The 18,091-nt window shown below is 69.4% G+C and carries 21 protein-coding genes and 1 other RNA gene; 13 read left to right on the top strand and 9 right to left on the bottom strand.

Annotation, left to right across the window (positions count from 1 at the left end; genetic code table 11):
- The first annotated feature begins 42 nt into the window (after nt 1-42).
- The 5 genes from IE660_RS10405 to IE660_RS10385 all read left to right on the top strand — a co-directional run bounded on the left by IE660_RS10405 (nt 43) and on the right by IE660_RS10385 (nt 3,161).
- A complete protein-coding gene (locus tag IE660_RS10405; RefSeq protein ID WP_203568308.1) occupies nt 43-966 on the top strand; it encodes an HpcH/HpaI aldolase/citrate lyase family protein in 924 nt (307 codons plus the stop codon).
- 37 nt (nt 967-1,003) lie between these two features.
- Entirely contained in the window at nt 1,004-1,549 is a 546-nt protein-coding gene (locus IE660_RS10400) for a general stress protein (protein WP_235997677.1), read from the top strand.
- Nucleotides 1,546-2,190 (top strand): SAM-dependent methyltransferase, encoded by a 645-nt coding sequence (locus IE660_RS10395; protein ID WP_203568307.1) that lies wholly within the window; start codon nt 1,546-1,548, stop codon nt 2,188-2,190. The genes IE660_RS10400 and IE660_RS10395 overlap by 4 nt, the downstream gene beginning before the upstream one ends.
- The gene (locus IE660_RS10390; RefSeq protein ID WP_203568306.1) at nt 2,183-2,674 is read left to right on the top strand and encodes a hypothetical protein; all 492 of its coding nucleotides are present in this window, start codon (nt 2,183-2,185) and stop codon (nt 2,672-2,674) included. The genes IE660_RS10395 and IE660_RS10390 overlap by 8 nt, the downstream gene beginning before the upstream one ends.
- Nucleotides 2,675-2,924: 250 nt before the next feature.
- Nucleotides 2,925-3,161: a hypothetical protein gene (locus tag IE660_RS10385; protein ID WP_203568305.1), complete on the top strand. Its 237-nt coding sequence runs from the start codon at nt 2,925-2,927 to the stop codon at nt 3,159-3,161.
- A 104-nt stretch (nt 3,162-3,265) separates the two neighbouring features.
- On the opposite strand, the gene corA is transcribed toward IE660_RS10385, so the two are convergent.
- Both corA and IE660_RS10375 read right to left on the bottom strand, forming a co-directional pair.
- On the bottom strand, nt 3,266-4,294 hold the full coding sequence (gene corA / locus IE660_RS10380) for a magnesium/cobalt transporter CorA (protein ID WP_203568304.1): 1,029 nt from the start codon (nt 4,292-4,294) through the stop codon (nt 3,266-3,268).
- A gap of 1 nt (nt 4,295) precedes the next feature.
- Entirely contained in the window at nt 4,296-5,795 is a 1,500-nt protein-coding gene (locus tag IE660_RS10375) for an aminopeptidase P family protein (protein WP_203568303.1), read from the bottom strand.
- Nucleotides 5,796-5,859: 64 nt separating this feature from the next.
- On the opposite strand from IE660_RS10375, the gene IE660_RS10370 reads away from it, so the two are divergent.
- Nucleotides 5,860-6,789: an acyltransferase domain-containing protein gene (locus IE660_RS10370; protein ID WP_203568302.1), complete on the top strand. Its 930-nt coding sequence runs from the start codon at nt 5,860-5,862 to the stop codon at nt 6,787-6,789.
- On the top strand, nt 6,786-7,229 hold the full coding sequence (locus IE660_RS10365) for a deaminase (RefSeq protein ID WP_203568301.1): 444 nt from the start codon (nt 6,786-6,788) through the stop codon (nt 7,227-7,229). Before IE660_RS10370 ends, IE660_RS10365 begins: the two co-directional genes overlap by 4 nt.
- 99 nt (nt 7,230-7,328) lie before the next feature.
- On the opposite strand, the gene IE660_RS10360 is transcribed toward IE660_RS10365, so the two are convergent.
- A complete protein-coding gene (locus IE660_RS10360) occupies nt 7,329-7,784 on the bottom strand; it encodes an SRPBCC domain-containing protein (RefSeq protein ID WP_203568300.1) in 456 nt (151 codons plus the stop codon).
- A gap of 266 nt (nt 7,785-8,050) precedes the next feature.
- Here IE660_RS10360 and IE660_RS10355 point away from each other — a divergent pair, with 266 nt between their 5' ends.
- The 4 genes from IE660_RS10355 (at nt 8,051) to rnpB (ending at nt 11,298) form a co-directional block, all read left to right on the top strand.
- Nucleotides 8,051-8,611 carry a histidine phosphatase family protein gene (locus IE660_RS10355; protein ID WP_203568299.1) on the top strand — a complete coding sequence of 187 codons (561 nt, stop codon included), beginning with the start codon at nt 8,051-8,053 and terminating at the stop codon, nt 8,609-8,611.
- Nucleotides 8,612-8,674: 63 nt separating this feature from the next.
- Complete coding sequence (locus IE660_RS10350) at nt 8,675-9,409, top strand: zinc ribbon domain-containing protein (RefSeq protein ID WP_203568298.1); 735 nt, start codon at nt 8,675-8,677, stop codon at nt 9,407-9,409.
- A gap of 26 nt (nt 9,410-9,435) precedes the next feature.
- The gene (locus IE660_RS10345) at nt 9,436-10,884 is read left to right on the top strand and encodes an RNB domain-containing ribonuclease (RefSeq protein ID WP_203568297.1); all 1,449 of its coding nucleotides are present in this window, start codon (nt 9,436-9,438) and stop codon (nt 10,882-10,884) included.
- Nucleotides 10,885-10,930: 46 nt separating this feature from the next.
- Nucleotides 10,931-11,298, top strand: an RNA gene (gene rnpB / locus IE660_RS10340) — RNase P RNA component class A.
- 1 nt (nt 11,299) lies between these two features.
- On the opposite strand, the gene IE660_RS10335 is transcribed toward rnpB, so the two are convergent.
- The gene (locus tag IE660_RS10335) at nt 11,300-11,848 is read right to left on the bottom strand and encodes a pyridoxamine 5'-phosphate oxidase family protein (protein WP_203568296.1); all 549 of its coding nucleotides are present in this window, start codon (nt 11,846-11,848) and stop codon (nt 11,300-11,302) included.
- A gap of 30 nt (nt 11,849-11,878) precedes the next feature.
- Nucleotides 11,879-12,748: a type I methionyl aminopeptidase gene (map, locus tag IE660_RS10330; protein WP_203568295.1), complete on the bottom strand. Its 870-nt coding sequence runs from the start codon at nt 12,746-12,748 to the stop codon at nt 11,879-11,881.
- A gap of 46 nt (nt 12,749-12,794) precedes the next feature.
- On the opposite strand from map, the gene IE660_RS10325 reads away from it, so the two are divergent.
- The gene (locus IE660_RS10325) at nt 12,795-13,034 is read left to right on the top strand and encodes a hypothetical protein (protein WP_203568294.1); all 240 of its coding nucleotides are present in this window, start codon (nt 12,795-12,797) and stop codon (nt 13,032-13,034) included.
- Between the two features lie 9 nt (nt 13,035-13,043).
- On the opposite strand, the gene IE660_RS10320 is transcribed toward IE660_RS10325, so the two are convergent.
- From IE660_RS10320 to IE660_RS10305, 4 genes are all read right to left on the bottom strand, one after another.
- On the bottom strand, nt 13,044-13,925 hold the full coding sequence (locus IE660_RS10320; RefSeq protein ID WP_203568293.1) for a DUF2510 domain-containing protein: 882 nt from the start codon (nt 13,923-13,925) through the stop codon (nt 13,044-13,046).
- 81 nt (nt 13,926-14,006) lie between these two features.
- A complete protein-coding gene (locus tag IE660_RS10315; protein ID WP_203568292.1) occupies nt 14,007-14,891 on the bottom strand; it encodes a DUF2510 domain-containing protein in 885 nt (294 codons plus the stop codon).
- Nucleotides 14,888-15,778, bottom strand: a complete 891-nt coding sequence (locus tag IE660_RS10310; protein WP_203568291.1) for a DUF2510 domain-containing protein — start codon at nt 15,776-15,778, stop codon at nt 14,888-14,890. The genes IE660_RS10315 and IE660_RS10310 overlap by 4 nt, the downstream gene beginning before the upstream one ends.
- Nucleotides 15,779-16,642, bottom strand: coding sequence for a DUF2510 domain-containing protein (locus IE660_RS10305; RefSeq protein WP_203568290.1), 864 nt, complete (start codon nt 16,640-16,642; stop codon nt 15,779-15,781).
- A gap of 139 nt (nt 16,643-16,781) precedes the next feature.
- Between IE660_RS10305 and glnA the strand changes: the two genes are divergently transcribed.
- Nucleotides 16,782-18,083, top strand: coding sequence for a type I glutamate--ammonia ligase (gene glnA / locus IE660_RS10300; protein WP_203568561.1), 1,302 nt, complete (start codon nt 16,782-16,784; stop codon nt 18,081-18,083).
- The last annotated feature ends 8 nt before the right edge of the window (nt 18,084-18,091 follow it).

Genomic DNA, 18,091 nt, shown 5'->3' with positions numbered 1-18,091 from the left:
CCAGCCCGGAATCGGCGCCGGGTCATCTGGGAGACTGACCCCATGAGCAGCCCTCGTCCCCGCCGCACCGTGCTCGCCGTGCCCGGATCGTCCGACCGCTTCATCGCCAAGGCCCGCACCCTGGCCGTCGACTGCCTGTTCCTCGACCTCGAGGACGCGGTGGCGCCCTCGGCCAAGGCCGACGCCCGCGACCGGATCGTGACCGCCCTGCGCTCGGACGAGGGCTTCGCCGCCCCGACCGTCACCGTGCGGGTCAACGACTGGGGCACCCCGTTCACCCTGGTCGATCTGACCACTGTGATCGGGCAGGCCGGCGACCGGGTCGACGCGGTGGTGCTGCCCAAGGCCACCCGTGCCGACGAGGTGACCGCCCTCGACCTGGTGCTCACCCAACTCGAGCAGGTGGCTGGTCTCGAGGTCGGACGGATCGGCATCGAGGTGCAGATCGAGGACGCGCTGGGCCTGCTGCACGTCGCCGAGATCGCCGCCGCCAGCCCGAGGCTGCAGTCGCTGGTCTTCGGTCCGGGCGACTACATGGCCTCGATGGGGATGGGTTCGTTGTCGGTCGGTGGGGAGTTGCCCGGCTACGTCGGCGACCACTTCCACCACGCCTTGGCCAGCATCCTGGTCGCCGCCCGCGCCCATGACCTGCAGGCGATCGACGGGCCCTACGTCGCGATCCGCGACGTCGAGGGCTTCAAGGCGTCGGCTCGCCGTGCTGCGGCCCTGGGCTACGACGGCAAGTGGGTGCTGCACCCCGACCAGGCCGCCGTCGGCAACGAGGTGTTCACCCCGCCCGCGGCCGACATCGAGCGGGCCAGCCGGATCGTCGAGGCCTACCGCGAGGCCGGTGCCCGAGCCGGTGGGGGAGTCGGGGCGATCGTCGTGGACGACGAGATGGTCGACGAGGCCGGGGTGAAGTTGGCCCGGGTCACCCTCGCCCGCGCCGGCCAGGCCCCTGCGTAGCGAGGTGACCGATGGCTCGTCCGCCTAGAGTGGAGCCATGAGCAACCCCCTCAACCCCGGCGGGCCGACCACGTCGGCGCTGGGTGCGGCAGGTCGTCCCACCCTCACCTCGCTGCTGACCCTGAAGTACCCGCAGTCGATCATCGTGCTCGACAGCTACGACGAGGCGTCCAAGGCGGTCGACTTCCTGGCCGACCAGAAGTTCCCGGTCGACCAGTTGTGCATCGTCGGCACCGACCTGAAGACCATCGAGCGGGTCACCGGCCGCAAGACCTGGGGCAGTGTGCTGCTGCAGGGCGCGACCTCGGGCGTGTTCATGGGTCTGCTGGTGGGCCTGATGCTCTCGCTGTTCACGCAGGGGTCGATGCTGGCGATGATCCTGGCCGGCGTGGTCTTCGGTGTGCTGTTCGGGGCGGTCTCGAGCGCCATGGGCTACGCGATGAGCGGTGGCAAGCGCGACTTCAACTCGATCGCCCAGACCGTGGCCACCAAGTACGAGGTGCTCGGCGAGCACAAGGTGGCGGCCCAGGCACGCGAGCTGCTCACCCAGATGCCGGGTCAGCGCGCCAAGATGTTCGAGTGAGCCAACAGCACTGGGACGAGCGCTACCGCGACGAGCGTTACCTGTTCGGCGAGCGGCCCAACGACTTCCTGGTCGAGGCCGAGATCATGCTGCCCCGACGCTCCCGGGTGCTGGTGCTCGGCGATGGTGAGGGACGCAACGGCGTCTGGCTGGCCCAGCAGGGCCATGACGTGACCACGGTCGACCTCTCCGAGGTCGGCGCGGCGAAGGCGCGTCGGTTGGCCGAGAGCCGCGGCGTGACGATCGAGGCCCACGTCGCCGACCTGGCCAAGTTCGTCGGCTCCCCGGCCGCGCGTGGGCCGTGGGACGGCATCGTGTCGATCTTCTGCCACCTGCCGGCCGCGTTGCGCGCCGAGGTGGGAAGGGCCCTCACCCCTGAGTTGTCAGCGCGGGGGTCGCTGATCATCGAGTCCTACACACCGGCCCAGATCGGACTGGGGACCGGCGGCCCGTCGGACGAGTCGGTGCTGCTGACCCGTGACCGGGTGCTCGCCGACTGGCCCGACCTGGTGCTCGACTGCAAGGTGCTCGAACGCCGGATCTTCGAGGGCCACGGCCACCAGGGGCTGTCGGCGGTCATCCAGGTGCTCGGACGCCGCCCGGCGACCACGCCACGACGAGGGGAGCACGCCGATGGCTGACCAGGTCTCACGGATGCCCGACCGGGTGGCCCAGTGGATCGTCGTGCTGAACATGTCGTCTGCGATCCTGATGGGGTTCGTGGTGATCGGACGAGCCGCCGCCGGCGACTGGTTCGGCGTCGCGATCAGCCTGTTCCTGGGGGTGGTCTTCCTCGGTCAGGCGTTCATCTGGCGGGGCAGCGTGCGTGCCGTGCTGCTCAGCGACGACCAGGGCTTGCGTCGTCCGGGGGTGGCCTGGGCGCCCAACGCGGCGGCGAGTTGGTCGCTTACCTGGGCCCAGGTGGACGCCGCCGGGGTGTTCGACGGACGACGCGGTCGGGTGCTGGTGGTGCGCCCCACTCCGCCTGCCCCGATCCACGCCTCCCGCTGGCTGCAGGGGGTCGACCGCCGGGTTGCGGCCGGTGCGGTGATGTGTCCTCTCGACCCCGACATGGTGGGTGAGGTCGAACGACTGCTGCGCTCGAAGGGTGTTCCTGCGCTCTGAGTTCACGCCCGATTCAGTCTGCTCAACCGATCGGCCAGCTGATGCGTCACAGCGCCACCGAGGTGGCATCGGCGATGACCCAGCTCTCCGAGCAGGCCGCCCAGGCTGCGCTCTGCGGGGGGGGGAGGAGATCCGGTGAACGCCCTGCACGTGGCCGAACTGCGCGGAGCACGGTTGGCTTGACTGTCGGTCTCGCTGACCTTCGTCATCGTCACCGCCGCCGCTGCACTGTCAGCGCTGGTGCGGGGCAGTGCGAGTCGGCACCGCCACCGTGCTGGCCTTCGTGATGGTCGGGGCGATGCTGGTGATCCCGGCGCGGCACTTCGACGAGGTGTTCGGTGCCTTCGCTGTCGGGCGGCCCTGGGGTGTCGTGGTCGGTGTGATCGGGGTGTGTGCGGCGATCGTGATCGCGGCGACCGCAGTGCCACCGTTCAGTTCACTGCGTCAGCCCGCGCCCAAGGTGATCGCCCGGTTGGTCGCCGACTGAGGTTCGTCCGCCCTTCTGCGCACCCAGCGTGCAGGGGAAGGCGCCAACGGGCTAGGCAGCGCCTGCCAGACCGCACGAGCAGCAGCGCCGTGATCACGGAGGTCTCAAAGCCAGCGGTTGCGCCGGAAGAACAGGTAGGCGACCACCATCGAGACCAGCATCACCGCGAGCACGACGAAGTACCCGTTCTGGGTGCGCAGCTCGGGCATGTTGTCGAAGTTCATGCCGTAGATCGCACCGATCGTGGTCGGGATCGCCAGGATCGCGACTGCGGCCGAGATCTTGCGCATGTCCTGGTTGTCGGCCACCGACGCCCTGGCCAGCGATGCCTGCAAGAGCGTGCTCAGCACGTCGTCGAACGAGGCGACGGACTCACGGATCTCGGTGTGGTGGTCGGCCACCTCGCGGAAGTAGTCCCGGTCGTGCTGGGGGACAGCGGTGAACTCGCGGGTGGCCAGCGCATTCAGTGGGGCGGCCAGGGGGACCACCGAGCGGCGGAAGTCGATCAGCTCGCGCTTGAGCTGGTAGACCCGGTCGACCTCGTGGGCGCCCTGGCGTGAGAACACCAACTCCTCGACCGAGTCGACGTCACGCTCGATCTGGGCCACCACGCGCTGGTACTCGTCCACGACGGTGTCGAAGATCCGGTAGAGCACGTAGCTCGGCCCCCGCGCCAGCAACTCGGGGTTCGCCTCGAGCTCGGCACGCAGGTGCCGCAGGGGAGTGTGCTCGCCGCGGCGCACGGTCAGCACCATCTGCTCACCCACGAACACCATGATCTGCCCGGTCGAGACGATCTCACTGAACTCGGTCAGGGTCTCGTGCTCGACATAGGCCACCGTCGACAGCACCGCGAACAGCGTCGGGTGGAACTGTTCGAGCTTGCTGCGGGTGTGGCCCTCGACGGCGTCCTCGATGGCCAACGGGTGCAGGTCGAACCTGCGGGCGAAGCCGGCCATGTCTTCGTCGGTGGGGTCCTTGAGGCCGAGCCAGACGAAACCCTCACCGGCATGCGCCCGCTCGACCGCCACCTTCAGGGTGTGGACCGGCTGGCGCACACCGTCGAGGTACCACCCCCAGGCCACCACCGAATCGGGGGCCCTTTGCGCGGGACGTGCGACCTCCTCGGCCACGTCAGGCCTGCTCACCACGCATCAGCGGCGCCATCCAGGCCTCCAGTTCGTCCGGGTCGCGGGGCAGTGCGGACGAGAGGATCTCGTTGCCGTCCTCGGTGATCAGGATGTCGTCCTCGATACGCACGCCAATGCCACGCAGTTCCTCGGGCACGAGCAGGTCGGTTGCCCTGAAGTAGATGCCGGGTTCGACGGTGATCACCATGCCGGGCTTGAGCACGCCCTGGCGGTAGTTCTCGGTGCGGGCCTGGGCGCAGTCATGCACGTCGATGCCCAGGTGGTGCGAGGTGCCGTGCACCATCCAGCGGCGGTGCTGGCCGCCGTTCTCCGACAGCGACTCCTCGGGCGTGACCGGCAGCATGCCCCACTCGTGCAGGTACTTCGCGACCACGGCGATCGCCGCGGCGTGCACGTCGGAGAAGGTGGCACCGGGCTGGGCAGCGTCGATGCCGGCCTGCTGGGCCTCGAGCACGGCCTCGTAGACCTTGCGCTGGTCAGGGGTGAAGCGACCGCTGATCGGCAGCGTGCGGGTGATGTCGGCGGTGTAGAGGCTGTCGAGTTCGACGCCGGCGTCGAGCAGCAGCAGGTCGCCGTCCTTGACGTCGCCGTCGTTGCCGATCCAGTGCAGGGTGTTGGCATGGTCACCGGCGGCGGCGATGGTGTCGTAGCCGACGGCGTTGCCTTGGTGGCGGGCGTGCAGGCCGAAGATCCCCTCGACCCAGCGCTCACCTCGTCCACGCTTGACCGCCTCGGGCAGGTCGGCGACCACGGCCTCGAAGCCGATCGCGGTGGCGGCACAGGCCTTGCGCATCTGCTCGGCCTCCCAGGAGTCCTTGACCAGTCGCAGTTCCGACAGGGCGACCTGCAACTCGTCGTCCAGTTCGCTGGCCTGCTCGGTGCCTGCGCGAAGCTCGTCCACCCGGGCGGTGATGGCGGCGTCGGCGTCGCGCAGCACCCTGATCTGGGTGGAGTCGGCGTTCTTGGCGAGGTGGTCGTCCAACTGGCTGATCGGGGCGCAGGCGAACCCGCACAGCGCGGCCATCTCGTCCAACGACTCACGCTGGCCGACCCACATCTCGCCGTAGCGGGCGTCGGCGTAGAACTCCTGGTCGGTGCGCGGGGCGCGCGGCTTGAAGTAGAGGGTGGGCTCGTGGCCGCCGGGGCCGTCCGGTCCGTCAGGGCCGTCGACCGGTTCGAGGACGAGCACCGCGTCCGGCTCGCGATCGGTGCCCAGGCCGGTCAAGTGCGCGAACGCCGAGTGCGGGCGGTAGCGGAAGTCGGTGTCGTTGGAGCGGACCTTGAGGCCACCGGCGGGGACGACGATGCGGGCGTCGGGGAACAGGGCCGAGATGGCGTCACGGCGCTGGGCCGCGAAGGCGGCGGCCTCGACCGGGGCGGGCAACTCGTCGGAGTAGGGCTCCCAGTCGGTGCAGATGAACTCCTTGAACGCCTCGGAGAACGGAGTCTGGCGGTTCGGGAGTTTCGGCTGCTCGTCGCTCATCGTTGGCTCCTGTTCGGGGACGGTCCCTGACGCTCAGGGCACCGCTCATCATAGGCTCACGCCCATGGACGTCACGCAGCGCCTGAATGAGATCGACTGGCCCACCCGCTGGCAGCAGTTGGGGGTGCACGAGGTCGATCGTGAGCCCCTGCAGCGCTTGGTCGACGGGGTGCTGACGAGGCCTGATGAGCTGGCCGTCGTGCAGGACCTGGCCGACCGGGTGCTGTTGCCCTACATCGGGCAGTACCTGACCGTGTTCGACGACGACCGCCCCGGGTTCGAGGACTCGCTGGCCGACCACGACCTGATGCGCGGGGGACTGCCGACGCTGGCGCTGCTGGCGACCGCCGACGAGGTGCACGCCGCGCACCTGCGGCGGGGGATCCCCGAGGACCTGTCGTGGCAGGCACTGGCCGACTTCGGCCACCAGATCGCCAAGGGACGAGCCGTTGAGGGCGTCACCTCGAACCACAACCAGAACTGGCTGCGCAACGCGTGGTCGGACGGCTTCCTGTGGTTGGGGCGCCTGGAGTTCGAGTTCAGCCACCACAAGGTCGACATGAGCGAGGACGCCGAGGCGGTCGACGTGATCGGGGTGCACATTCCTGACACCGGCCCGCTGGGACCGGAGGCGGTTGAGGAGGCCTTCCGGATGGCGGCCGACCTGATGCCGCGCTACTACCCCGAGATGGCGCACGTGGAATGGTTCACCTGCCACTCGTGGCTGCTCGACCCGCAACTGCAGGAGCTGGTGCCCGGCACCAACATCGCCAAGTTCCAAGCGCTGTGGGACCTGGGACGAGTGCAGGTCTCGGACCGCGACGGCTACTACTTCGCGTTCAACATCGAGCCGCCCAAGGGCCAGGAGTTGCCCTACATGCTGGACGAGTTGCCCTACGGGTCGCGGCTGCACCGCTCGATCGTCGACCTGTGGCGATCGGGTGGGCACATCCAGGCTGGGTCGGGTCGGATCCCGGTGAGTCGCTACCGATGAGTGGACCCACCTCGAGTCGGCCCAGCTTCGACGACCTGGGCCTGGCGACCGCGGCGCTGTGGGCGACCCGCAGCGCCGACGCCAAGGTGCAGGTGGGGGCTTGCCTGCTCGACCACAACAACCGCGTGGTCGGGGTGGGCTACAACGGACGAGCCGCCGGCGAGCCCAATGAGCGGGAGTCGATGGAGCAGGGGCTCAGCGGGTTCATCCACGCCGAGGTGAATGCCCTGCTCGCGGCCAACTGGAACGGTGAGCGGCACACGTTGTACGTGACCCACGAGCCGTGCGCCACCTGTGCCCGGCTGATCGTGAACTCCCGGCGGGTGGTCAGGGTGGTCTATGCCACCGCCTACGCCGAGCAGGCGCGCGTGGAGTCGGGGTTGCCCAGCGGAGCCCAGATCCTCACTGCCGCCGGAATCCAGGTCGACGCGCTGACCTGAGGGTGCTCGTCCCGGTGGCTGGCGCCCCACCTGCGGGGGAAGCGCGGGCGTGCGGCGGAAGCGAGTGCCCGTGCGGGCTGCGGTGCGGCGGAAGTGCGGTCAGGCGACGGCGGAGGCCAACTGGTTGAGCGAGTCCTCCAGCTCGGCCTCGCTGACCAGCGGCATCATCGCGAGGATGTCCTTGTCGTCCACCTTCGACCAGTCGTAGGCCAGCTCGACCTGGGTGCTCTGCGGACCCTGGGCGGTGAGGGTATAGACCCAGCTCCAGCCCTTGGGCTCGGTGCCGGCCGGCGCGGTCTGCCAGCCCACCACCTGGTTGGGGACGAACGCGATCACGTGGTTGTCGGTCTGGTAGTCGCCACCCATGTGGTCGCCGGACATGTTCATGGTGAACACGTCACCGACCGCCTGGATTCGCTGGGTGCGGTCGTCGGAGACGATGAAGCCCGACCCGTCGAACTCCTTGTGCCGCTGGGGCAGGGTGAGCAGGTCGAAGATGGCGTCAGCAGGGGCGTCGATGACGCGCTGGACGGTCAGCTTGGTCGCATCAGTCATCGTTCCACCCTGCCCGAGCACCCGAGCAAGGGCCACCGAAGGGTCGATCAGCCCACCCCAGAGGGTGCAGCCGCCCCAGGCTGCGGGCGAGCTCCCCTGAACCCCAGGCCCAGCTCCGTGGGGAGTGCTTCCAGTACGGAAGCACTCCCCAGTGCGGCGGCAGAAGCTGTCCTGGGCCCAGGTCCCGGATGCCTGCACGCAAGTGGCCCCGCCCGGCATCGGGCTCGGACGACCCGGAGTCCACCCGGCTCGCCTAGGGTCGGGGCATGAGCGAACTGCACCTCGTCCGTCACGGTGCCACCGAGTGGAGCCGCAATGGCCGCCACACCTCGGTGACCGACCTCGACCTGCTCCCTGACGGCATCGACCAGGCCAAGGCCGCGGGCGAGCGCCTGCGCGGCAACGACTACGGGCTGGTGCTCACCAGCCCACGCGTCCGGGCCCGGCGCACCGCTGAACTGGCCGGGTTCCCCGACGCCGAGGTGGACGAGAACCTGGTCGAGTGGGCCTACGGCGACTACGAGGGACTGACCTCGAAGCAGATCCGCGAGCAGCACCCCGGATGGCGGATCTGGACCCACCCCATCCCGGGCGGCGAGAGCCGCACCCAGGTGATCAACCGACTCACCAAAGTGGTCGAGCGGGTGCACGAGTCCGGGGTCGAGCGGGCCCTCGTCTTCGGCCACGGCCACTCGCTGCGCGTGCTGGCGCTGTGCTGGCTCGGCATCGACATCGCCCGCGGCCAGTCGTTCCCGCTCGAGACCGGCTCGGTGTCGGTGCTGGGCTACGAGAAGGAGTCGCCGGCGATCATCCGCTGGAACTCCTGACCGCCCGCGGGCAGGGCCTGCCCGCTAGAGTCGCAGACACACCACCACAGGGGAGGAACCCGCATGCAGGCAGCACCGGGCGACCAGCGTCGACTGCTCGACCTGGCCGGCATCGACACCTCGATCGCGCAGGCCACCCACCGTCGCGCCACCCTTCCGGTGCTCGCCACCCTCGCCGACCTGGGCCGCCAGCGCAGCCTGCTCAGCGACGAGCTCACCGCAGCCAACGCCCGCCTCAGCGACGTCGAGGTCGACCAGGAGCGGCTCGAGTCCGACCTCACCCCAGCCCGCGAACGCCTCGTCCGCAACCAGCAGCGCGTCGACGCCGGTGCCATCACCGACCCCAAGGCGTTGTCGGGCATGCTCGACGAGATCGAGCACCTCAAGGTGCGCATCGCCAAGCTCGAGGACGACGAACTCGAGGTCATGCAGGTGATCGAAGACCTCACCTCCGAGCGCGACGCCATCGCCGCCCGCCGTGCCGAGGTCGACGCCACCGGACGCGAGCAGGTCGCGGTGCGCAACGCCCACTTCGCGAAGATCGACACCGAGTTGGCCGAGTTGGCGACCGAGCGTGACCTCACCGCCAAGGACATCCCCGCCGAGCTGATCGACCTCTACGAGCGCCTGCGTGCACGGATCGGGTCGGGTGCCGCTGCACTCGCCGACGGCCGCTGCACCGGCTGCCAGCTCGAGGCCACCCTGGCCGACCTGCGCCGTTACAATGCCGCCCCCGCCGACGAGGTGCTGCGCTGCGAGGAGTGCGGCCGCATCCTCGTCCGCCCCGCCACCGCCTGACGCAACCACCACCCCGAGAGGACGCCATGCCCGCACGCAAGACCGTCGTCGAACACGGATTCCCCGACGAGATCGTGGCCGGATGGACCAACCTCAAGGACGAACTCGGCATCCCCGAGAGCTTCCCCGACGAGGTGTACACCGAGGTCGAGCTGGTGCTCGCCCGCGGCCACGACGCCTCGCTCGGCCACGTCGACCGCACCGACCTCGACTTCGTCACCATCGATCCGCCCACCTCGATGGACCTCGACCAGGCGATGCTGATCGAGCAGGCCGACGCCGGCGGGTTCCGGGTCTGGTACGCGATCGCCGACGTCGCGGCCTGGGTTCGTCCCGGCGGGGCGATCGACCTCGAGGCCAAGCGCCGCGGCCAGACCTTCTACGCACCCACCTCGCGCAGCCCGCTGCACCCGCCGGAGCTGAGCGAGGGCGCCGCCAGCCTGCTGCCGGACGACGTGGCTCGTCCCGCCCTGGTCTGGCGGTTCGACTTGGACGACTGCGGCGAGGTCACCGACGCCACCGTCGAACGCGCCCTGGTCAAGAGCCGCGCCAAGCTCAACTACGCCGACGTGCAGGCCGAGATCGACGCCGGCACCGCGCACCCGACGATGATGCTGCTCAAGCAGGTCGGCGAACTGCGCCAGCAACTCGAGGTCGAACGCGGCGGCGTCAGCCTGAACCTGCCCGACCAGGAGGTCACCACCGACGACGGCGTCTGGCAGCTGGAGTACCGCGCGCCGCTGCCCAACGAGGGCTGGAACGCCCAGATCTCACTGATGACCGGCTACACCGCCGCGAAGATGATGCTCGAGGAAGGCGTCGGCATCCTGCGCACCCTGCCCCCGGCCGACGACCGCACCATCGACACGCTGCGCAAGGTGGCCAAGTCGCTCGACCTGAGCTGGCCGCGTGACATGGACTACGCCGAGTTCGTCCGCTCACTCGACCCGACCCAGCCCGAGGACCAGGCGATGATGATGAGCTGCGTGCGGCTGTTCCGCGGCGCCGGCTACACCGTGATCGAGGACGGGCTGCGTGCCGAGCAACTGGTGCACGGGGCGCTGGCCGCCAACTACGCCCACACCACCGCGCCGCTGCGCCGCCTGGTCGACCGCTACGTGGGCGAGATCTGCCTGGCCATCTCGGCCGGTGTGGACGTTCCGCAGTGGGCCGTCGAGGCGCTGGACTGGCTGCCCGAGGTGATGGACGACTCCGACCGGCGCGCCAAGGCTTACGAGCGTGGCATCAACGACCTGGTCGAGGCGCTGGTGCTGCAGCACCGTCAGGGCGAGACCTTCACCGGCGTGGTGATCCAGGTCGACCAGAAGCGCAAGGGCTCGGGCATCCTGTCGGTGGCCGACCCTGCGGTCGAGGGTCCGGTGCGAGGACGAGCGGTCGAACTGGGCGACGAGGTGACCGCCAAGCTCACCCGGGTCAACCTGGCCGAGGGTCGGATCGAGTTCGAGGCCCGCTGACGCCAGGTGTGCCCACCCGCGCTCGGGCCGTAGACTGGACGACGGACGAGTCGGCCGGGTGATCGCGGCACCGCGAGGTGTTGAGGAAAGTCCGGACTCCACAGAGCAGGGTGGTCGGTAACACCGACCCGGGGCGACCCGCGGGACAGTGCCACAGAGAACAGACCGCCGGCGGCAACGCTGGTAAGGGTGAAACGGTGGTGCAAGAGACCACCAGCACCCCAGGTGACTGGGGTGGCTCGGCAAACCCCACCCGGAGCAAGACCAGACAGGACGCGACCGAGGGCTGCTCGCCCGAGCGTCCGGGTAGGTTGCACCACTTCGGTGGAAGGCGGTTGGCAACAGCCGTCGCAGATGGATGATCACCGGCTGCTTCGGCAGCCACAGAATCCGGCTTACAGGCCGACTCGTCCCCTCAGCCTTGGGCCGGCAGCCCGGTGGGGAACCCGTCGATACTGGCGGCGTTCTTGTCCTGCTGGTACTTCTCGATGCCCTCGGGTCCGCGGGCGTTCGCCCACTTCGGCATCAGGTCGCGCTGGTCGACGTGGTCGTACAGCGGCACGCCGAACCCGCACGAGGTCTGCACCAGGTCGACCTTGAGCGTGAACACCTGTCGGGCCCCGAGCAACGGCGGGAAGTGGGACGACAGTTCGTCCCACTGCTCGTCGCCGGGCTGGGTCATGGTCGCGGTGCCGTAGAGCCTAAGGATCCAGGGCTTGCCGGCGAAGCTGCAGAACATCACCGTCATCCGCGGGTCGGCGAGCACGTGCGCGGCGGTCTCGTTGCCCGAGCCGGTGCCGTTGAGCCAGATCACGGTGCCCTCGTCGAGCACCCGCAGGGTGTCCAGGCCCTTGGGCGAGACGTTGACTCGTCCGGTGGGTGCCGCGGTCGCGACGAAGTACATCTGCTGCTGTTCGATGAACTCGCGCAGTTGCGGCTCGATCGTGGCGTACTGGGTCGCCATGGCGACCGCCCCCTTCTGGTCAGTGCAACGTCAGTACAACGGTGTGGTGAGGCTGGGCACCGTCAAAACCTCGGCGCCGCTCTCGGTGACCGCGATGGTCTGCTCGAACTGTGCCACGCGCGAACCATCGTTGGTGACCACGGTCCACCCGTCGTCCCACTGGTGGTTGCTGGCATCGCCCAGGGCGAGCATCGGCTCGATGGTGAAGGTCATGCCGACCTCCATCTTCGTGTCCAACCGCGGCTCGTCGTAGTGCAGGATGACCAGCCCTGAGTGGAAGGCGGTGTGCACGCCGTGGCCGGTGTACTCCCTGACCACGCCGTAGTTGAATCGCTTGGCGAAGCTCTCGATGACGCGTCCGATCACCGAGATCGGACGACCAGGGCGCACCGCCTTGATCGCCCGGTTCATCGCCTCCTGGGTGCGTTCGGTGAGCAGGCGCGACGGCTCGTCCACCTCACCGCAGAAGAAGGTGCCGCAGTTGTCACCGTGCACGCCGTTCTTGAACGCGGTGACGTCGATCTTGACCAGGTCACCGTCCTCGAGCGGACGAGCGTCGGGGATGCCGTGGCAGATCACCTCGTTGACCGAGGTGCAGCAGGCCTTGGGGAAGCCGCGGTAGCCCAGGCTGGACGGGTAGGCGCCGTGGTCGAGGCAGAACTCGTGGACGATTCGGTCGAGTTCGTCGGTGGTCACCCCGGGCTCGATCGCCCTGGCTGCCTCGTGCATGGCGGACGCGGCGATGGCGCCGGACTCGCGCATCAGTTCGATCGTCTCCGCCGACTGCACGTGGGAGCCCATGTACGGTTGAGGAGCCGGACGACCCACGTAGTGGGGGCGCTCGATGTGGGCGGGCACGCTCCGCATCGGGCTCACCGGGAAGGGCTGTATGGCAGTCACGACAGTCGAGTCTATGGCAGTGGAGACCTCCACGAATGGGAGCACGATGAGCGACGAGCAGTGGTACTGGTGCCTGGAGCACAAGACCGTCGAGGTCCGTGAGGGTTGCAGGAGCGCCGACCGGCTGGGTCCCTACACCAACGCCGCCGAGGCCGCCCGCGCGCTCGAGCGCTCAGATGAACGCAACGAGGCCTACGACACCGACCCGCGGTGGAACGACGACACCGACGAGGACGGCGACATCGACGAGGACGACAAGCAGGGCTGGGGTCCGTTCAAGCACTGAGGTGCTGACCTACCCGACCTTGATGCTGTTCCTCGCCCGGTCGACCTCGGCGATCACCGGGCCGTCGTCGATCGTGGCGGACGAGAAGTAGATCGCCAGCGACTCCGGGCTACCGGTGTCGATCACGACCACGTCGACGATGTCGCCCTTCACGTTGGGCACACCCTGCACGTAGATCTCGCTGCGCAGGTGGAACCCGGGCTTGCCGTCGATGGTGACCTTCTCGGCCACCACGTCCTTGCGGCCGGTGAAACCGGTGTAGTAGCCCGAGCTGGCGAAGCAGCTCATCATCATCCGGGTCGAACGTTCTGGGTCCTCGAAGCCGTCCGCGACCGACACCGCGCCCACCGCCGACACCGAGAACCAGCCGGGCTGGATGGTCTTGGTCTCGGCCGACAGGTCGTGCACCCACGACAGCTGGATGCCACCGGGTCGCCAGCCCAGCGACTCGACCGAAATGCCGCCTCCCCAGAGCCGGCCGTCACGGGCCTGGCCCTGGCTGGTCTGGCCGCTGGGGCACTCGACCATGGTCGCGCCGGTGTCCTTGGGCTGGCTCGGGGTGGCCGAGGGGGACGAGGTCTCGTCCCACGCCGACACCGTCGGGGTCGAGGTGTTGGTGTCACCCTCGACGACCTGGTCGTTGTTGAACGACCGGACGACCAGCCAGCCCACCAACGCCAGCGCCAGCACGACCGCGACGGCTGCCGCGATTCGTCCCGCCCCGCCCCGGCGGGGCTCGTCGTAGGGACTGCCGCCGGTGCCACCGGGAGCGCCCGGAGGTGGGGTCTGCCCGGGGTTGGGCGTGGTCTCGGCACTCCAGCCCTGGCCGTCCCAGTAGCGGAACTGACCGGGCTGACCAGCGGGATCGGGGTACCAACCGGGCATCGACATGGCGCCAGTCTAGGTCCGGGGCGTTCACCGGCCCGGTCGCCTGTGGACAGGGGGTGTGCGGTCCTGATCCGTGGGTGCTGATCAGCCGGTGACCTTGAGCGCCGCTCGAGACTCGTCCACCAGCTTCTGCACCTGCTCGTCGCCCAGGTGCACCGCGGAGTGCCACACCGAGTAGCCCGCGGCGTTGCCGGTGTCGATCACGATCACGTCGACCCGGCCACCCCTGATCGTCGGGTTGTCGGAGTCCTTGACCGTCACGTCGGCGCGCATCCAGTAGCCGGGTCGTCCATCGACGGTGACCGCCTGCGCTTCGAGGTCAGTGCGGCTCTGCCGGCCGGGGTAGCGGTCCGAGCTGGTCCAGCAGTCCATCAGTGCTTTGGCCGACTGCTGCACGTCACCCAGCTTGGTGCCGGCGGGCAGTCGTCCCAGCGTGACGGTGTGCACCCAGGTGGTGTCGCCGATCCTCTTCCAGACCTGGGCGGTGCCGGTCAGCCAAGGCACCATCCGGTAGGTCGAGTCGAAACCGTCGGGCACTGGCGCCTGCAACCCGGACGCCCGAATCTGGCCGTTGACCACGTCACCCGGTTCACCGGGGTCGACCCCGGGAGGGCAGGCCACCGTCGTCACCCCCGATGGACTCGGTGACGAGGGAGTCGCCGAGGGAGTCGAGGTCTCGTCCCACGCCGAGACGGTCGGGGTCGAGGTGTCCACCCCGCCCCCGGCAGCGTCGTCGCCGCCGAGGTTGCGGACGACCAGACCGACCACCAGCGCCACCAGCAGGGCAGCGACCACCAGCACCAGCCCTCGCCCGCCTCGACGACCCCCGCCATCCCCGGGAGGGGCACCCGCGCCCGGCGGCGGACCAGTCGGGGTCGACTGGGTGGTCTGGCTCCAACGCGTGCCGTCCCAGTGGCGGAACTGTCCGGGCTGGCCGGCCGGGTCGGGGTACCAACCCGGTTGGCTCACCGTTCGACCTTGAGGCTGTTCATCGCCTCGGTGACGGCCTTGATGCTGGGTTCGTGCTCGATGGTCGAGTTCGACGCGTAGACGCTGAAGGTGTCGGCGTCACCGATGTCGAGCACCACGACCACGGCGATGTCGCCCTTCACGTCGCGACCCGACACGTAGAGCTCGCTGGTGATCCGCCAGCCCTTCGCGCCGTCGACGGTGACCTCTTCGAGGGCCTTGTCGACCCGCTTGGTCAGCGTGGGGTAGTAGTCGGACGAGGCCATGCACGACATCAACTGGCGGGCGGCGGTCTTGGTGTCGGCGTGCCGCTGCTGGGGCACCTCGCCCACCACCGCGATCGCGGCCCAGCCGGGGGTGACCGTGGTGCGCTGGCCGTGGCGGTCGTCGGCCCAGTCCAGCCCCCAGCCGCCGGTGACCTCCCAGCCGGGGATCTCGGCGAACGACAACCCGCCGCCGCTGATGCGTCCGTTGACTGCACCGCGAGGGCTGTGGGCGGTGCCCGGGTCGGGGCAGTTCACCTGCGCCCCCGACCCCGACGGATCGGGTGACGACGGGGTGGCCGACGGCGACGAGGTCTCGTCCCAGGCCGAGACGGTCGGGGTCGAGGTGTTGGTGTCCTCACCGACGGTGTCGGTGCCGCCGATCGCCCTGATCGCCAGCCACGCCACCAGGGCCACCACGGCGATGACGGCGACGATGCCGAGGGTTCGTCCGAGCCCACCGCGCTGCGGGGTGCCGTAAGGGGACGACGGCCCACCGGGCGCACCGGTCGGTGCGCCCATGCTCGGGTTGGGCGTGGACTCCTGGCTCCAGCCCTGTCCGTCCCAGTAGCGGAAGTGTCCGGGCTGGCCGGCGGGGTCGGGGTACCACCCGGGTTGACTCATCTATCCCTCCACCCGCAGCGACGCGGCTGCGGCCTCGGTCTTGGCGATCCGGTCCTGGTCGCCGATCGGTGCCTCGCTGACGAAGATGCTGAACTGGCCTTCGCGGCCGATGTCGAGGACGATCACCTGGATGACGTCGCCCTCGACGTCGTGGTCCTTGACCCGGATCTCGCTGACCAGCTTCCAGCCCGAGCGGCCGTCGATGGTGACGGCCTGCGACGAGGTGTCCTGGCGTCCGGTGATGTCTCGGTAGTAGTAGGACGACGCCAGGCAGCTGATCAGCTGGCCGGCGGCGACCTGGGGGCTGGGGAAGTGCTCGCGGTCGATCTGCCCGACGAGGGTCAGCGCCACCCAGCGCGGGTTGACGCTGTTGCGCTGCCCGTCGCGGTCGTAGGCCCAGTCGACGCCCCAGCCGGCGCTGGGCGTCCAACCGGGCACCTCGGCGTACGACAGCCCGCCGCCGTGGTAGCGGCCGGCGCGCGGTCCGGGGTCGGGGCGGGAGGCTCCGTAGTGGTCGGGGCAGCTGACCGGCTTGCCGCCGTTGTCGGGGTCGGTCGGGTTGGGGGTGGCGGTGGGGGACGAGGTCTCGTCCCACGCCGAGACGGTGGGGGTCGAGGTGTTGGTGTCCTCTTGGGCGGCATCACCGCCGCCGAGACCGCGGACGACCAGCCAGGCGACCAACGCGATGACCGTGACCAGGGCGATCAGGCCGATCATTCGTCCGCCGCCGCCTCGCGGGGGCGTGCCCGGCGCGGGTGGGCCGCCGGGGGTCGCACTGGTCTGCTGCCCCCAGCGCTCCCCGTCCCAGAATCGGAACTGGCCCGGCTGACCCGCAGGATCGGGGTACCAACCGGGCTGCGACATGCGGTCAAGTGTAGGAGCCGACGGTTTCAGTGGCCGTGAACGGGCAGTCGCGACCCCGGTGCGATCTGTAACCCCACTGAAACATGGCCCCCGGCAGACTGGGCCCATGAGCAAGCAGAGCGAGTACGTGTTGCGTGCAATGGAGGAGCGCGACGTGCGCTTCGTCCGACTCTGGTTCAGCGATGTGCTCGGGTCGCTCAAGTCGGTGGCGATCGCCCCGGCCGAGGTCGAGGGAGCCTTCGCCGAGGGGGTCGGCTTCGACGGCTCGGCGATCGAGGGATACGCCCGGGTCTACGAGGCCGACATGGTCGCCCACCCCGACGCGTCGACCTACCAGATGCTGCCCTGGCGCCAGCAGGTGCGCGGCACCGCCCGGATGTTCTGCGACATCACCCTGCCCGACGGCTCGCCCAGCTACGCCGACCCGCGCCACGTGCTCAAGCGGGCGATGAAGAAGGCCGCCGACATGGGCTTCACCTTCTACACCCACCCCGAGATCGAGTTCTTCCTGCTCAAGCCCTACCAGCCCGGCCAGCCGCCCCAGCCGCTCGACCACGGTGGCTACTTCGACCACACCACCCTCGGCGCCGGCACCGACTTCCGCCGCGACGCGATCGAGATGCTCGAGCAGATGGGCATCTCGGTCGAGTTCAGCCACCACGAGGGCGCGCCCGGCCAACACGAGATCGACCTGCGCTACGCCGACGCGCTGACCATGGCCGACAACATCATGACCTTCCGGGTGGTGATCCGTGAGGTGGCGGTCGGCAAGGGCATCCAGGCCACGTTCATGCCCAAGCCGTTCACCGACCACCCGGGTTCGGGCATGCACACCCACATGAGCCTGTTCGAGGGTGACCACAACGCCTTCTACGACGCCTCGGACGAGGCCCGGCTCTCGCCGGTGGGACGCCAGTTCGTCGCCGGCCTGCTCAAGCACGCCCGCGAGATCACCGCGGTCACCAACCAGTGGGTCAACTCCTACAAGCGGCTGGCCGGTGGGGGAGAGGCCCCGTCGTACATCTGTTGGGGACGCAACAACCGCTCGGCGCTGGTGCGCGTGCCGCGGTTCGGCCAGGACAAGCAGAGCTCGGCCCGGGTGGAGTTGCGTTCGATCGACTCAGCGGCCAACCCCTACCTGGCGTTCGCGCTGATGCTGAACGCAGGCCTGGCCGGCATCGAGAACGGCTACGAGTTGCCCGACGAGGCCAACGACGACGTCTGGAGCCTGAGCGAGCGCGAGCGTGAGGCGATGGGCATCGGCGAATTGCCGCGCAGCCTGGACGAGGCCATCCGCGAGATGGAGAAGTCGGAGTTGGTCGCCGAGACCCTCGGCAGCCACGTCTTCGAGCACTTCCTGCGCAACAAGCGCGCCGAGTTCGCCCAGTACCGCCGTCAGGTCACCCCGTTCGAGCTGGACCGCTACCTGCCGATGCTCTGAGTTCCGGC

The organism is Aestuariimicrobium ganziense (genome assembly GCF_015352975.1).
In the GTDB taxonomy this organism is placed as follows: Bacteria; Actinomycetota; Actinomycetes; order Propionibacteriales; family Propionibacteriaceae; genus Aestuariimicrobium; species Aestuariimicrobium ganziense.
The sequence above is the reverse complement of the archived record's forward strand: the minus strand, read 5'-3'. Positions and strand labels throughout refer to the sequence as shown.

What these genes read in the sequence shown, in the direction of transcription:
- IE660_RS10405 (WP_203568308.1), top strand. Translation starts at nt 43, where the DNA reads ATGAGCAGCCCTCGTCCCCGCCGCACCGTGCTCGCCGTGCCCGGATCG.
- IE660_RS10400 (WP_235997677.1), top strand. Translation starts at nt 1,004, where the DNA reads ATGAGCAACCCCCTCAACCCCGGCGGGCCGACCACGTCGGCGCTGGGT.
- IE660_RS10390 (WP_203568306.1), top strand. Translation starts at nt 2,183, where the DNA reads ATGGCTGACCAGGTCTCACGGATGCCCGACCGGGTGGCCCAGTGGATC.
- IE660_RS10375 (WP_203568303.1), bottom strand. Translation starts at nt 5,795, where the DNA reads ATGAGCGACGAGCAGCCGAAACTCCCGAACCGCCAGACTCCGTTCTCC.
- IE660_RS10370 (WP_203568302.1), top strand. Translation starts at nt 5,860, where the DNA reads ATGGACGTCACGCAGCGCCTGAATGAGATCGACTGGCCCACCCGCTGG.
- IE660_RS10365 (WP_203568301.1), top strand. Translation starts at nt 6,786, where the DNA reads ATGAGTGGACCCACCTCGAGTCGGCCCAGCTTCGACGACCTGGGCCTG.
- IE660_RS10360 (WP_203568300.1), bottom strand. Translation starts at nt 7,784, where the DNA reads ATGACTGATGCGACCAAGCTGACCGTCCAGCGCGTCATCGACGCCCCT.
- IE660_RS10355 (WP_203568299.1), top strand. Translation starts at nt 8,051, where the DNA reads ATGAGCGAACTGCACCTCGTCCGTCACGGTGCCACCGAGTGGAGCCGC.
- IE660_RS10350 (WP_203568298.1), top strand. Translation starts at nt 8,675, where the DNA reads ATGCAGGCAGCACCGGGCGACCAGCGTCGACTGCTCGACCTGGCCGGC.
- IE660_RS10345 (WP_203568297.1), top strand. Translation starts at nt 9,436, where the DNA reads ATGCCCGCACGCAAGACCGTCGTCGAACACGGATTCCCCGACGAGATC.
- IE660_RS10335 (WP_203568296.1), bottom strand. Translation starts at nt 11,848, where the DNA reads ATGGCGACCCAGTACGCCACGATCGAGCCGCAACTGCGCGAGTTCATC.
- IE660_RS10325 (WP_203568294.1), top strand. Translation starts at nt 12,795, where the DNA reads ATGAGCGACGAGCAGTGGTACTGGTGCCTGGAGCACAAGACCGTCGAG.
- IE660_RS10320 (WP_203568293.1), bottom strand. Translation starts at nt 13,925, where the DNA reads ATGTCGATGCCCGGTTGGTACCCCGATCCCGCTGGTCAGCCCGGTCAG.
- IE660_RS10310 (WP_203568291.1), bottom strand. Translation starts at nt 15,778, where the DNA reads ATGAGTCAACCCGGGTGGTACCCCGACCCCGCCGGCCAGCCCGGACAC.
- IE660_RS10305 (WP_203568290.1), bottom strand. Translation starts at nt 16,642, where the DNA reads ATGTCGCAGCCCGGTTGGTACCCCGATCCTGCGGGTCAGCCGGGCCAG.
- glnA (WP_203568561.1), top strand. Translation starts at nt 16,782, where the DNA reads ATGGAGGAGCGCGACGTGCGCTTCGTCCGACTCTGGTTCAGCGATGTG.